At 71.6% G+C, this 12,994-nt stretch carries 7 protein-coding genes and 1 pseudogene; 3 read left to right on the top strand and 5 right to left on the bottom strand.

Annotated elements, in window-relative coordinates; translation table 11 throughout:
- The first annotated feature begins 830 nt into the window (after window positions 1-830).
- Window positions 831-3,851, top strand: coding sequence for a helix-turn-helix transcriptional regulator (locus VGR06_RS36630; protein WP_327563805.1), 3,021 nt, complete (start codon window positions 831-833; stop codon window positions 3,849-3,851).
- 66 nt (window positions 3,852-3,917) lie between these two features.
- Here the strand turns inward: VGR06_RS36630 and VGR06_RS36625 are convergent, their stop codons facing one another.
- Together VGR06_RS36625 and VGR06_RS36620 are read right to left on the bottom strand one after the other, a co-directional pair.
- Window positions 3,918-4,901 (bottom strand): hypothetical protein, encoded by a 984-nt coding sequence (locus VGR06_RS36625; protein ID WP_327563804.1) that lies wholly within the window; start codon window positions 4,899-4,901, stop codon window positions 3,918-3,920.
- Window positions 4,902-5,099: 198 nt separating this feature from the next.
- Entirely contained in the window at window positions 5,100-5,519 is a 420-nt protein-coding gene (locus VGR06_RS36620) for a hypothetical protein (RefSeq protein WP_327563803.1), read from the bottom strand.
- Between the two features lie 81 nt (window positions 5,520-5,600).
- On the opposite strand from VGR06_RS36620, the gene VGR06_RS36615 reads away from it, so the two are divergent.
- Window positions 5,601-8,849, top strand: coding sequence for an AfsR/SARP family transcriptional regulator (locus VGR06_RS36615; protein ID WP_327563802.1), 3,249 nt, complete (start codon window positions 5,601-5,603; stop codon window positions 8,847-8,849).
- A gap of 1 nt (window position 8,850) precedes the next feature.
- Here the strand turns inward: VGR06_RS36615 and VGR06_RS36610 are convergent, their stop codons facing one another.
- Both VGR06_RS36610 and VGR06_RS36605 read right to left on the bottom strand, forming a co-directional pair.
- A complete protein-coding gene (locus VGR06_RS36610; protein ID WP_327563801.1) occupies window positions 8,851-9,867 on the bottom strand; it encodes a HAMP domain-containing sensor histidine kinase in 1,017 nt (338 codons plus the stop codon).
- Between the two features lie 53 nt (window positions 9,868-9,920).
- Window positions 9,921-10,580, bottom strand: a complete 660-nt coding sequence (locus VGR06_RS36605) for a response regulator transcription factor (protein WP_327563800.1) — start codon at window positions 10,578-10,580, stop codon at window positions 9,921-9,923.
- Window positions 10,581-10,710: 130 nt separating this feature from the next.
- On the opposite strand from VGR06_RS36605, the pseudogene VGR06_RS44165 reads away from it, so the two are divergent.
- A pseudogene (locus VGR06_RS44165) lies at window positions 10,711-11,565 on the top strand (glycosyltransferase 87 family protein); the annotation flags it as partial.
- A 180-nt stretch (window positions 11,566-11,745) separates the two neighbouring features.
- Here the strand turns inward: VGR06_RS44165 and VGR06_RS36600 are convergent.
- A complete protein-coding gene (locus VGR06_RS36600) occupies window positions 11,746-12,831 on the bottom strand; it encodes a GNAT family N-acetyltransferase (protein WP_327563799.1) in 1,086 nt (361 codons plus the stop codon).
- Window positions 12,832-12,994: the final 163 nt, after the last annotated feature.

Below are 12,994 nucleotides of genomic sequence, written 5' to 3'. Positions count from 1 at the left end.
TGAGAAAGGACGCCTTCCTCGCATCCGCTCCACAATGGACACTGAGGTGCCGGGGCGGCGGCGTCGAGGACCAAGACCGGGGCCGCTTCGCGGCCCGGGTCCCGGAGGGTGGGACTCGTGGGGCCAGGGTGGCACGAGTGGGTGACAAGGGGTTCAAGATCGCCGTTGGGTGTGGCTCTCCTGCAGGGAGTTGCCGATCGTTGGTTCGCCGGCTTGGCTTCAGCTCGATGAATGGGTGACTGGAGGTGCTGGTGTGGCGAGGGATTCTCCGGTGGCAGCGCCTGGTGTCAGGAAGGGGCCCTTCCTGTCGTTGAGCGTCCTGAAGGGTCCCTTCACCACCGTGGACAGTGCCCCACTGGCCCCACCTGCCACACCAGCCCCGGCACCCCGACCGAGATCAACAACTCCCCTCCAGGAGAGCCACGACGATGACGGGCCGCTCACCGGGCCGCAGTGTGGTTCGTGTGGCCACAGTGACACGTGTGGGTGACACCAGACCAATCCAGCCCAAGCCACCCTGCCAACCCACACCCCCGAAGATCAACTGGACCCGAGGCTCCCCCCGACCACTCCGCCAAGGCGACCCGGAAAGACCAGCCCGGCCCCCTCCCCTTCCCAGCCTTCTGTAAACCCAGCCAAACCCCGCCGCCGCCCGCCAACGCGACCGGACCACCGCGGCGAGGCAGGCGAACGCTGAGGACCCTTACCCCGACGCGCGGATGGACTGAGGGAGTGTTCACCTCGGACCGGGATGGTGATCAGCATGCGATGGTGTTGTCCCACTCAGACAGTGGTAATGCGCGGGCCATTTCGAACTCAGGTGTGACACGATGGCGGACGTGCCACGCCTGGGGTCCGGAATTCCTTTGGTGGCACGCACCCGGGAAGTGGATCGGTTGCGTGCCGTGCTTGATCGCGCCGCCGCGGGCTCGGCGGCCGCGGTGCTCATCGCCGGGGACGCCGGGGTCGGCAAGACCCGGCTCACCGAGGAGCTGGCCGAGCTCGCCCGCGGCCGGGATGCGCTCGTGCTCACCGGCCGGTGCCTGGACGCCGGTGAGACCGGCCTGCCCTACCTGCCGTTCGCCGAGGCGCTGGCGCAGGCGCGGGAGCTGATGCCGGCCGACCTGCCGGCCCGCCCGGCGCTCGCCCGGCTGCTGCCCGACCTGGCCATCCCGGCGGTCGCCGACCCCTCGCGGCTCGCGCCCGACCTCAACCCGGCGGTCTGGTCCGCCGGACGCGGCGGCACCCGGCCGGAGCAGGACGTCGGGCAGCTCCAGTTGTTCGACGCGGTGTACAGCGTCCTGGCGGAGCTGGCCGAGCGGTCACCGGTGGTGCTGATCCTGGAGGACCTGCACTGGGCGGACGGCTCGACCCGCGGGCTGCTCTCGTTCCTCCTGGCCCGGCTGCGCAACCAGCGGCTCGTGATCGCCGGCACGTACCGCAGCGACGACCTGACCCGGCGGCACCCGCTGCGGCCGCTGCTGGCCGAGCTGGTCCGGCTGCAGGCGGTGGAGCGGTTGGAGCTCGCACCGTTCGGCGCGGCCGCGTCCCGGGAGTTCGTCACGGCGCTGGCCGAGGACCGGCTGCCCGAGGAGGTCGTGCGCGAGGTCGCCGGGCGGTCCGAGGGGAACGCGTTCTTCGCCGAGGAGCTGCTCGCCGCGTACGCCGACTCCGACAGCGCGGGGATTCCGGCGACCCTGAAGGACGTGCTGCTGGCCCGGGTGGAGCGGCTCAGCGAGGCGGCGCAGCTGGTGGTCCGGGTGGCCGCGGTGTCCGGGCGGGAGGCGCCGCACGGCCGGCTGCGCGCGGTGGCCGGATTGGACGACACGGAGCTGGAGGAGGCGCTGCGCGAGTCGGTGCAGCACCACATTCTCGTGGTGGTGGGGGACTGGGAGGTGTACTCGTTCCGGCACGCGCTGCTGCGCGAGGCGGTGTACGGGGATCTGCTGCCGGGCGAGCGCGTCCGGCTGCACGCGGCCTACGCGAAGGAGCTGGTGGGGGAGCAGGGCACCCGCGGGGCGGCCGCGGCGCTGGCGCACCACAGCATGGAGAGCCACGCCATGCCGCGGGCACTCAGCGCGTCCGTGGTGGCGGCCGAGGAGGCCGAGCGGCTCGGCGCGCCCGCGGAGTCGTTGCGCCACCTGGAACGCGCGCTTCGGTTGTGGGACGCGGTGCCCGAGGCCGACCGTCCGTCCGATGTGGACGAACTGACGCTGCTGCGCCGGGCGCACTGGGTGGCCGGCACCTCCGGCGAGCCCGAGCGGGCCATCGCCTACGCCCGTTCCGCGGTCAAACTTGCCGACCAGACAACGGATCCGGAGATGCGGGCCCGGCTGCGCCGCCGGCTCGCCCAGGCTCTGTACATCTTGGACGGTCGGGAGGCGGAGTCCCGGGACGTCATCGAGGAGGCCTGGACGCTGGTCGCCGACCGCCCGGCCAGCGACGTGCGGGCCTGGGTGCTGGCGGTGTACGCCACGATCCTGCGCGGCGCCGGGCGGGTGGACGCCGCACGGGAGCGGGCCGAGCTGGCCGTGCGCGACGCCCGGGCGGTGTCGTCGGCCGCTGCCGAGGCGGACGCGCTGACCACGATGGCGGTGCTGGAGGAGGGCGCCGGGCGGGTGGCGCAGGCGCGGGAGCGGCTGATCGAGGCGCGCGGCAAGGCGGTCGAGGCCGGCGCGCTGTCGGTGGAGCTGCGCACCTGGTACATGCTCGCGCTGTCGCACTACGAGCAGGGCGAGCTCGAGGAGACCTGGCGGGTGCTCGACGCCGGGGCGGAGCGCGCCAAGGCCACCGGGATGACGTGGAGCACCTACGGGTTGGAGCTGCGCATCCTGCAGGTGATCACGCGGTACGTGGGCGGGGACTGGGCCGGCAGTGAGGCCGCCGCGGAGCCGCCCGGGCATCGGGTGTCCAGCACCGTGTCGGCCCGGCTGGCCGCGGTCGGCGCGCCGGTCGTGGTCGCCCGCGGGCGGTTCGCCGAGGCCGAGCGGCTGGTCAACGACCTGCGCGCGGAGCGGCACCGGGACCTGCAGATCGCCCTGGTGATCGGTGGGGCGGGCGCGGAGCTGGCGTGCTGGCGGGGGCGGCCGGAGCGCGCGGTCGAGTGGGTGCGGGAGGCGCTGGAGTCGGTGGCCGCCGCCGGCGGGGGTTGGCTGCTGGCCGGGCTGCGGCTGGCGGCGCTGGGGGTGGCCGCGCACGCCGACGTGGTGGCCCGGGCCGCCGTGCGCCGGGACGGCGAGGTGGTGCAGGCGGCGCAGGAGCAGGGCGTGCTGCTGGCCGAGCACGCGCGCAAGACCGCCGACCTGGGCACGCCCCGGACCGGCACACTGGGGCCGGAGGGCCGGGCGTGGCTGGCCCGGGCCGAGGCCGAGGCGAGCCGGCTGCGCGGCCCCGGGGATGCCGCGCTGTGGCGGGCCGCGGTGGACGCGTTCGGCTACGGCGCCGGCTACGAGCAGGCGGTCTGCCGCTGGCGGCTGGCCGAGGCGCTGCTCGGCGAGGACCGCCGCGACGAGGCCGCGGTGGAGCTGCGCGCCGTGGACGAGCTTGCCGAGCGGCTGGGTGCGCGGCCGCTGCGGGACGCCGTCCGCCGCCTGGCCAAGCGCGGCCGCATTCCCTTGGGCGAGGCCGCGGTGCTGCGGGACTCCGTGGATCCCTTCACCCCCCGCGAGCGCGCGGTGCTCGCCCTGGTCGCGTTGGGCCGGACCAACCGCCAGGTCGGCGACGAGCTCTTCATCAGCGAGAAGACGGTCAGCGTCCACCTCACCCGCATCATGGCCAAGCTCGGCGCCGCCCGCCGCGCCGAAGCCGTCGCCATCGCGTTGGAGCGCGGCCTGCTCAACGAACAGACCTGAGACCGTGAGTGGCACAGGTGCTGTTGCGCCCTGCGCACTCACGGTCTCCGACCTGACGGGTAGACGCTAGGCGGGGAAGATGGTCAGCGCGATGAACGAGTCCTTCGTGGTCACGTCAGGCTCGAAGGGGTTGGCGGCGACGAACGCGATGTCCCCGAATGCGACATAGGGCAGGTAGGGCAGCGGGCAGTAGCAGTCATAGGCCAGCCACTGGTCGTACCACAGCAAGAGGTCGGTGGTCGGGTAGCCGTTCAGCGGATACTCGAAGACGCCGCCGTCGGCAACGAACACGCAGCCCGAAAGCAGGTCGGTGTCCGCGTTGACGTAACGCTGGTCCAGGTAGACATAACCGAAGCTGGTCATCACCACCGGGTCGTCGTTCCGGATCGGACAGTTGGCCTGGATGCCGTTGCCAGATGGCGCGGCCCGGCTGGCCCCCTGGTAGCCGGCCGGAACCCGGAACAGGTCCGCGGCGGGCTCGACCCCGGCCGAGATGTTCGTGTAAGTCTGTGTGTTCACGTCACCGGACGTCTCCACCACGCGGGTCTGCACCGGCAGCTGCAGATCGATGGACAGCCACAGCGTGACATCCTTCTGCCGGGCCGGAAGCTTGCCGTGCGCCGGGAGGTTCACGGTGTACTCGCGTCCCTCGGCCCGTACCCCCGATATCTCCGTCGTGCCGAGCAACTTTGGCGGCGACGCCAGATTCTGGTTGGTTGCCACGTCCCGCTGAGCCGAGCCACCGGCCGGTGCCGGGTTTGCCTGGTCCTGCGCCGAGCGTCGGAAGGTGCGGGTCGCGACGTCCAGCACCAGCGTGGTCTTGCTGGTGGGATCATTGATCGTCACGGTCGAACCCGCCTCGGTGCGGGTGCGTCCCTGGCTGTCCCGGTACAGGTGCTGGGTTTCCAGCTCGGTCTGCCGCTGCCCGCCTGAGGTCGCGGTGGTCCGGCTGATCTGTAGGTCGGCGCGCAACGGTACGATCTTGCTCTCGCCCTTCGCCGGCCGGCCCAACGCGGACTGACCGGATTGGGCGTCCGCGGGGACCGACATGGTGATGACTACCAGGCTCAGCCCAACCGCGCATATGCCGAGCAATCTTCGCGGCTTTATCCGTTGGGTCACTGCAATCTTCTCCCTTCCCATGCCTGGATGGGTCGGGCAGGACCGTAGGGACGACCGCTGAGTTGGCCCTGAGTTGGCGCTGAGCCCGGCGGCTGGCGGCCAGACGGGTGCCTGGCCGCCGAGCGCTCAGCACGCGATGTCGACTACCGGGCTCTCCGCGGAATCGGAGCCTTCCGACCCATCTGGGAAAGACCAATGTGCGGTCATTCTTGCCTGGTAGGCGCCATTCAAACACTTCATTCTTGCTGTGGCCTCAGCCCCGAGGGTCTCGCTGAGAGAGAACTCCTGGGTCGCCGCCGTGACACCGTCGCGGACCAGTTCCACTTCTCCCTCAAGGGTGCTGGCGAACCAGCTGCAAATGACCCGGCCGGTCGAGTGCACGACGAAATCGTCCACCCGCGGCACCGGCACGAGCTGGAGCGTGCAGGTCTTCGGTAGCACGATCCCGTCCGGTCGCGGCTCGGCACTGACCGTTCCCGCGGTCAGTGCCATTGCCAGACCGGCCGCGGTCAGCGCCGCGATGCCAACTCTGTGATAGATCTTCACGATCGATCCTCCCCGCTGCTGTGTTTCGCATTCCGATCGCCGTCCCCGCCTGGAACAATAAGCCGGTCGGGGGGTGGGTGGATGCGTTTTCGGATGTTGGGCCAACTGCAGGTGCGGGTCGACGCCGGCTGGTCGACGATTCGCGCGGCTCAACCTCGGGTGGTCCTCGCGGTCCTGCTGACCGAATCCGGGCAGGTGGTGAGCGGGAGCCGGCTGGTGGCGGAGATCTGGGGAGACCATCCGCCGCGCACCGCGGTGAACACCATCCAGGGCTACGTCGCGCGGTTGCGCCGGTTGCTCGGTGCCGACCCGGCGGTCCGGCTGGTGACCCGGGGTCGTGGCTACCAGCTGGTGGTCGAGGACGGCGAAGTCGACTCCCGGGTGTTCGAGCAACTTGTCGATTCGGGGCAGCGTCACCTGCTCGGCGGTCGGGTGTCTGCCGGGGCCGATCAGCTGGCGGCGGGATTGGCGCTGTGGCAGGGCCCGGCGTTGAGCGACGTTCCGGCCTCCCCTGCCGTGACGAGCGAGGCGAACCGGCTCGAGCAGCGCCGGCTGACGGCGTGGGAAGCGCGTCTCGGAGCAGGGCTGGCAATCGGCCACCATGCCGAGATCGCCGACGAACTGCACCGCCTCGTGGACGAGTACCCGCTGCGTGAACAGCTGCGGTGTCACCTCATGCTGGCCCTGTACCGCTGCGGCCGGCGTGCCGAGGCGCTCGAGGTCTACCGTCGCGGCCGAACCGTGCTCGTCGACGAACTCGGTGTGGAACCCGGCCCCGAGCTCCGTGAGCTCGAGCGGGCCATCCTCGGCAACGACCCGCGGCTGGCTCTCGTCGCCGGGTCCAGCGAACCGGTGCCCACCCGGATCACCCCGGCCCAGCTGCCGGCGGACATCGAGGAGTTCACCGGCCGGGTGCCGGCCCTGCGGCGACTCGACGAGCTTCTCCCGCCGGCCGGCGAAGCGTCCGGCGCGGTGAGGATCGCGATCGTCGCCGGCAGCCCGGGAGTCGGCAAGACCGCGCTCGCGGTGCACTGGGCTCATCGCGTCCGCGACCGGTTCGCCGACGGGCAGCTGTACGCGAATCTCCGGGGTCACGCCGACGGGCCGCCGGTGCGACCGGTCGAGGCGCTGGCTCGGTTCCTGCACGCCCTGGGTGTGCCGGCCGAGCAGGTCCCGACGGACGCCGAGGAGGCCACCGGCCTCTACCGCAGCCTGCTTGCCGACCGGCGCGTGCTCGTCCTGCTGGACGACGCGCACCACCCGGACCAGGTCCGCCCGCTCCTTCCCGGTGCCCCTGGCTGCCTCGTCCTGGTTACCAGCCGGGCCGCCATGAGCGGGCTGGTCGCCCGCGACGGTGCGCACAGCCTGCGCCTCGACGTGCTGGCCGAGCCGGAGGCGCACCTGCTGCTCAGCCGCCTGCTCGGGGCCGGCCGGTTTCCTGCCGACTCCGCGGCCGTCGCCGAGCTGGCCGCGCTGTGCGATCACATGCCGCTGGCGCTGCGCATCGCGGCCGCCAACCTCGGGGCCGGGCGGCACCGGACCATGGCCGGCTACCTCGAACGGCTGCGTGCCGGCGACCGGCTGGCCGCACTGCAGGTCGAAGGTGACGAGCAGGCGGCTGTACGCGCGACGTTCGACCTCTCCTACGCCGCCCTCCCCGGCGACGCGCGGCGGCTCTTCCGGCTGCTCGGACTGGTGCCCTGTGCCGAGGTCACCGTGGAATCGGCGGCTGCCCTCGCCGCGTCCACCCACCCGGAAACGGAAAGGCTCCTGGCGCGGCTGGCAGACGCCCATCTGGTCAACGAGCACACCGCCGGCCGTTACGGGCTCCACGACCTGCTTCGCGCCTATGCGCGGGAACGCAGCGAGAACCTGGACGGGGAGCAGGAACGCGAGCTGGCGGTGCGGCGGTTCTACGGCTGGTACCTGCATGCCGTCGACGCGGCCGCCATCCTGCTCTATCCGCAGATGCGGCGCTTGACACCGCCCCCGGACCAGTTGCCGCAGGCCGCCTTCACCGACCGCGCCAAGGCCTTGGCGTGGCTGGACGCCGAACGTGCCAACCTTGTCACGGCGATCACGCACGCGTCCCGGCACCGGCCGCTGTCGGTGGTCGCCGTGCTTGCCGACGCGCTCCGCGGTTACTTCTGGCTCCGTATGTACACAGTGGACTGGCACGCGGTCGCTCGAGCAGGTCTCGCCACGGCCGAAGCCTGTGATGACCTCGAGGCCCGGACCGCGGCCCTGCTGAGCCTCGCCGACGCCCACTACCGGCTAGGCCAGTACCGGCAGGCCATTGACCACTCCCTGCGCGCGCTCGCCGCCGGCCGGGAGAGCGGTTGGCGGCAAGGACAGGCCGCCGCCCACAACAACCTCGGCAACCTCTACAAGGAATCGGGCCACCTTTCCCGGGCCGCCGCCCACCACCGGCGCGCCCTCGCCGTCAACCGGCGAAGCGGCAGGCTTGCCAGCCAGGTCAACAATCTCGGCAATCTCGCCGGCGTGTACCGATACCTCGGCAGGTTGCGCGAGGCGAAGGCAATGCTCACCGAGGCGTTGGTGATCAGCCGAAAGGTCGGGTCGATCCACGGAGAGGGCGTCATTCTCGGCGCGCTCGGCGCCACCGCCCACGATCTCGGCCACCTCCATGACGCGATGAGCCAGCTGAACCAGGCCCTCGGCAAGAATCGGGAGGCGGGTGACCGCGGTGGCGAAGTGGACACACGCAACGAACTGGCGGTTGTACACGGTGAGGCCGGTCATCACCGGCAGGCATTCGAACATGCCGACGCGGCGCTGGCCCTTGCCCGGGATATGGCGTACCGGCACGGTGAGATCAACGTCCTGAACACCGTGGGTGCGATCCACCAGCGCCTCGGGCACGACGACGACATGGCTGATCATCACCGCCGGGCCCTGACCCTGGCCCGCGATATCGGATACCGCTACGGCGAAGCCCAGGCACTGATCGGTCTGGCCGCCGCGAGCCACAGCCTCGTCGATGCCAGGGCGGCCGCCGAACTCTGCGGCACAGCCGGTTACCGGGTGCTCGAGGGCCAAGCGTGCACCGTCCTCGCTGTCATACAGCTCAACCGGGACCAGACCGCCGTGGCCAGCGATCACGCCGCCAAGGCGCTGGCCATCCATCGCCAGACCGGCCACCGTCTCGGCGAGGCCGGAACCCTGATCATTCTCGGTCATCTGGCGGACGCTGCGGGGCACCGCGATCAGGCCCTCGCCTATCGCGAGGACGCGCACGCCCTGCTTGCCGACATCGGCGCGCACTGGACCGACGAGGTGGTTGCGCTGCGCCTCATGGCCGAAACCTGAGCTATGGCAGCGTGATCGTCACCTGGAGACCGCCGGCCGGGCCGGGCTGGGCGGCGACGGTGCCGTGGTGGGCGGTGACGATCGAGCGGACGATGGACAGGCCCAGGCCGGCGCCGTCGCGGTGGTGGGTGCGCTCGGCGGTGAGGCGGCGGAACGGTTCGAAGAGGGCGGGGACGGTTTCGGCGGGGACGTGCGGGCCGGAGTTGCGCACGGTGAGGGCGGGCGTGTCGGCGACGATGACGTCGAGGGTGCCGCCGCGGTGGTTGTACTTGATCGCGTTGTGCAGCAGGTTGGCGATCATGCGCTCGAGCAGGACCGGGTCGCCGTGGACGGTGCGGTCGACGAGGCCGCGGTGCACGGTGAGTCGCTGTTCCGCGGCGAGTTCCGCATGGTGGTCGAGGGCGGTGGCGACGAGCTCGTCGAGGCGGACCGGGACGGAGCCGGTCACGCCGCGGTCGCTCTCGGCGAGCACGAGCAGGCCCTCGATGAGGCGCTCGTTGCGCTCGTTGACCAGGATCAGCTGGGCGCCGAGGCGGTTCAGCTCGGGGTCGGAGCCGTTGGTCGTGGTCATGGCAACCTCGACCAGGGTGCGCTGGACGGCCAGCGGGGTGCGCAGCTCGTGTGAGGCGTTGGCGGCGAACCGGCGCTGGCCCTCGAAGCCGACGGCCACCCGGTCCAGCATGGCGTCCACGGCGTCGGCCAGCTCGCGCAGCTCGTCGGTGGCGCCGGACCAGCGGATGCGCTGACCCAGGTTCTGCGGGCCCATGTGCCGCACGGTCGTGGTCATGCCGGTCACCGGGCGGAGCACCCAGCGGGGCACCGTCCGGAACATCAACACGAGCAGGGCAAGCGCGGCGAGCAGCACGATGGCCCCCAGCACCCGGTCACCCTCGCCGAGCGGTGGCGTACACGATGATGAGGTGAAGTCGACACAGAGCACATTGGGATAGGCGTAGGAGCGCCATATCCGGTTGGCGTACGTGAGGCCGGGGCCGGCCAGCGCCGCGCCGATCGTCAAGGTGATCAGGCAGGCCAGGATGATCCGGCCGCGCAGGGAGAGCGGAGTGCCGGTCAGGAACCGAGCCGGTAGCCGGCGCCAGGCACGGTATGGATCACCGGCGGGTCGCCGAGCTTGCGCCGCAACGTCATCACCGCCATCCGCACCGCGTTGGTGAACGGGTCCGTGTTCTCGTCCCATGCCTTCTCCAGCAGCTCTTCCGGACTGACCAACCCGCCCTCGGCCCGCATGAGCACCTCGAGCACGGCGAACTCCTTGGGCGACAAGGTGAGCGGCCGGCCGTCCCGCTCGGCGTAGCGCTTCGGCAGGTCCAGCCGCACGCCGGCCCGGTCCAGCACCGGGGGCAGCGCCGGCCGGGCCCGCCGGGCCAGCGCGTGCACCCGCGCGACCAGCTCGGCGAACGCGAACGGCTTGGTGAGGTAGTCGTCCGCGCCGAGGCCGAGGCCGTCCACCCGCTCCCGGATGCTCGCGGCCGCGGTCAGCATCAGCACCCGGGTCTCCCCGTCGCCGGCGACGATCGTGCGGCAGACCTCGTCGCCGTGCACGGCCGGCAGGTCGCGGTCGAGGATCACCACGTCGTAGCGGTGCACGGTGACCCGCTCCAGCGCGGCGTCCCCGTCGTAGCAGACGTCCACCGCCATGCCGAGGTGCCGCAGCCCGTCCGCGACCGCGTCGGCCAGCATCTCCTCGTCCTCCGCCACCAGCACGCGCATCGCGCCCCCCGTTCGCCCTCCTCGCGCCGCATAAACGCGGGATAAGCATCGCGCTTAGCGGCGAGATATGACCCGAACTGTACACCTTGTGTGAACCGGGGAACCGCAAGGTGGAAGAAGGGTACGCACGATGACGCGCGGGGTTGTTTTGGCGCGCCCGAAATTATTTGTCCCGCTCGTGCTGGCGAACCTGGCGGCGGGCTTTTATTTCGTGCCGAAACTGATGCGGGGTCATTACCTCGATCTCGAGGTATATCAAATCGGCGCGCGCACCCTGCTGAATGGCGGAGACGTCTACGGCGTGCTGCCGGCCACGTCGTTCGGTATCCGGCTGCCGTTCACCTACCCACCGGTCGCCGCCGCCCTGTTCACGCCGCTGACGCTGCTCCCGGTGGCGGTGGCCGGTGCCCTGCTGACCGGGTTCGGCCTCGCCGCCCTGGTGCGGTTGCTCGCGGTGCCCGGCAAGCTGGCCCTCGCCGTGGTGCTCCCGGTCGCGGTGCTGCTCGAACCGGTGCGGGAGACCCTGAACTACGGGCAGATCAACCTGCTGCTGATGGCCCTGGTCGCCGTGGACTGCCTCACCCCGAGCCCACGCTGGCCCCGTGGCCTGCTGATCGGCCTGGCCGCGGCGATCAAGCTGACCCCCGCCGGCTTCCTGCTGTTCTTCCTGCTCCGCAAGGATTTCCGCGCCTCCGCCACGGCCGCCGCGACGTTCCTGGCCGCCACCGCGGCCGGATTTCTCCTCGCCGGCACGGATTCACTCAGGTTCTGGACCGGAACCCTCCTCGACACCGGCCGAATCGGTACCCCGCACTACGCCGGAAACCAGTCTCTCGTGGCCGTTCTCGCCCGGTTCGGCATCGACCCTCCGATCCGCACCGCGCTGTGGCTCCTCGGCGCCGGTCTCGGTCTCGCGCTCGCTGCGATCACCATTCGGCACGCGGTTCCCGAGTTGGCCCTCGCCGCCAACGCGTTGACCATTCTTGTGGTCTCGCCGGTGTCCTGGTCGCACCACTGGGTGTGGGCCGCGCCTGTTCTGCTGGCCTTGTGGCGCGCTCGCGCACGAATTCTGGCCGCGTCCGGCCTCGTTGTCTTCGTGGCCGCGCCACAGTGGTGGTGGCCCGGGACCGAGAACCGCGAGTACGCGTGGAACCTCGGCCAGCAGCTACTCGGAAACCTCTACCTGTACTTCGCCGTCCTGGTTCTGGCCGTTCTGGCCCGGCGTCACGCGCAGGGAGATGCGGACCAGGTTGGATTCGCGGCGGACGGAGAGGGGGAGGCCCGAGTTGGCCGCGGTGCGGGCGAAGGCGAGCTCGGAGGGGAGGCACCAGGCGATGAGCTCGCGGTGGCCGGCGGCGCGGGCCGTGGTGGCGAGGCGGCGGAGCATGGCCGTGCCGAGGCCGCGGTTCTGCCAGCCGTCCTCGATCAGCAGGGAGATCTCGGCCTCGGCGGGGGTGGTGGTGCGGACGAGTTGGGCGAGGCCGATGACGGCGGGGCCGCTGAGCGCCAGCAGGGTCGTGCCGCGGGGTGGGCTGAGCAGGCGGTGCAGCAGCCGGCGGGGGAGCACGCGGATGCCGGCGTGGTAGCGGGCGAAGAGGGTCGCCGCGGAGCAGCGGGAGTGCAGGTCGGCGACCGAGGCGGCGTCCTCGGCGGTGGCGTGGCGTAGCACGACGCCGGCGCCGTCGGTGGTGAGCACGGCGGTGGGGGCGTCGGCCTGGATGACGGCGGCGGTGAGGATCTCGCCGAACGCGGCGACCCGGGCGGCCTCGACGTCGGTGAACGGGGCCCAGCCGCGGCGGGCCACCAGGGTGGCGCCGGTGCCGGTGCGCAGCGTCAGGTGGTGCCGGTCGTCGGGGACCGGCTCGCCGGCTGGTTCCAGGGAGACCGAGTCGGCGGCGAGGACCACGCGCACCGCCTCGGCGACCGACGCCGGGTCGTCGAGGATGCGGGCCACCGCGCGCAGCGCCGAGGCCGTGGTGTCGGTGAGGCTGCTCAGGTCCGCGGGCGTGACGCCGACGCAGCGGCCGCCCTCGGCGCGGATGTCGGCGACCAGGGCGGCCGGCGCGACGTCCTCGGGGGTGCGCACGACCAGCTCGTCGACCACCCCACCGGGTACCGGAAGCACGGACAGACCGAGTACGTTGCAGTCCCGGGCGGCCAGCCGGGTGGTGACCCGGGCCAGCGCGCCCGGCCGGTCCTCCAGCTCCACCCGGAGCAGCCAGGTCCGCGGGGCGGCGATGGCAACGTCCATGACACCCAGACTGGCCGCCGAGTGTTGCCGTTCAGGGACAGAATTGTTACCTGCCGATGAGCGCACCCCGCGCAACGGGCATCGCCCGATGTGCTGCCCGATCGGTCGTCCGTGGAGGTCAGGCCGGGCCCTAACGTCGTTGGTAGCACCCGCAAGCCGTGAC

Origin of the sequence: Actinophytocola sp. (genome assembly GCF_036002505.1) — a bacterium.
Taxonomy (GTDB): domain Bacteria; phylum Actinomycetota; class Actinomycetes; order Mycobacteriales; family Pseudonocardiaceae; genus DASYTH01.
This window is presented reverse-complemented; position numbering and strand designations above follow the sequence as displayed.